At 55.5% G+C, this 1,309-nt stretch carries 1 protein-coding gene; it reads left to right on the top strand.

Annotated elements, in window-relative coordinates; genetic code table 11:
• Window positions 1-1,309: ABC transporter permease (locus tag QVP67_RS11765; RefSeq protein ID WP_369677355.1), on the top strand; the 1,309-nt coding region annotated here is incomplete at both ends.

Genomic DNA, 1,309 nt, shown 5'->3' with positions numbered 1-1,309 from the left:
TCGCTGCTGGTGCTTTGGGGCATCGAGGTGACCGACGGACGGATGGACTATTCCATCGAATTCATGTCAATGACATTCAGCAAGTCGCTGCTCATGTGCCATGCTGCCCAGTACATCGGACTGCTAGTACTGCTTTGCGCAGGCATTTGTCTGGTGACCACGCTACGCATCCGCCGCATATCGGTACAGGACGGACTCAACGGAGGCCTGCGCAGGTGTCAGAGCCATCGGGGGCGTAATTTTATGTTGGGCGTTCAGTTCTTTCTCTGCTGGCTGTTTGTTGCCCTGTCAGCGGCTCTCTACCTGCAGTCCGAGAAGACAAGCGGTACCCTGCTGCATACCCTCTCCATGCAGGAGAAAGCTTCCATCCTCAGCATTCCGCTGGACTATTCGTTTCTGAACAATGCGGAAAAGCAGAGCCTGGTCGGCCGCTTCAAGAGTCTGGCTGCTGTAGAAGATGCCCTGCTGGCAGACGTCAGTTATCTGGGAGGTTCGTCGGGCAACCTGATGATGACCGAGAAAGGCAACGACAACTCATGGATAGAAGTTGAAGTGATGCGTGTCCCCGCCAATTTCTTCTCCTTCATGAATATCCTGCTGGAGCAGGGACGCGCTCCGAAGACGGAAGCCGACATCGTGGCCGACCGTACCTGGCAGCAACGGATGGAGAAAGACATACTGGGGATGCCTCTTTACGACTCGCAACACGACTATAGCGTATGCGGCATCTGTGCGCCTTTCCAGACCGACACCTATCGGAAAAGCATCGGTTACGTTTTCCTTCCCTATGATGTATCCGACTACATCGGGCACTGCTATCTGAAGTGCCACAGTGGCCGGGTACAGGAAGTCAAGGCCCGGGTAGAGCAACTGCTCCGTGAGGCTTTGCCCGAAAGCGTACCTGTACGGGTCGGCACACTGCTCGACGACATCCACGACCGCCAACCGCTGGAATACACGCTGAAGAACATCGTGCTGTTCTTTGCCATCGTCAGCATTCTCATCACCCTGCTGGGTGTATACTCCAGCATTACGCTCGACACCGAGCGTCGTCAGAAGGAGGTAGCCATCCGCAAGGTGAACGGTGCGGGCGTGCCGCAGATCATGCTGCTCTTTGCCCGCCTGTATATCGTACTGTTGGCAGTTAGTGCCTTGCTGTCCTTCCCGCTGGTCTGGTTCCTGCTGCAGCAATGGAAGCGCATGTACATTGTCTTCTTCGACCACGGTTTCCTCTTCTGGACAAGCATTTTCGTCTTGGTAGCCGTCGTCACGGCACTGACAGTCGTTTTCCGCATCCTGCGTACGGCAA

This window comes from Bacteroides sp. CAG:633 (assembly GCF_000435115.1).
Classification (GTDB): domain Bacteria; phylum Bacteroidota; class Bacteroidia; order Bacteroidales; family Bacteroidaceae; genus Bacteroides; species Bacteroides ndongoniae.
This window is presented reverse-complemented; position numbering and strand designations above follow the sequence as displayed.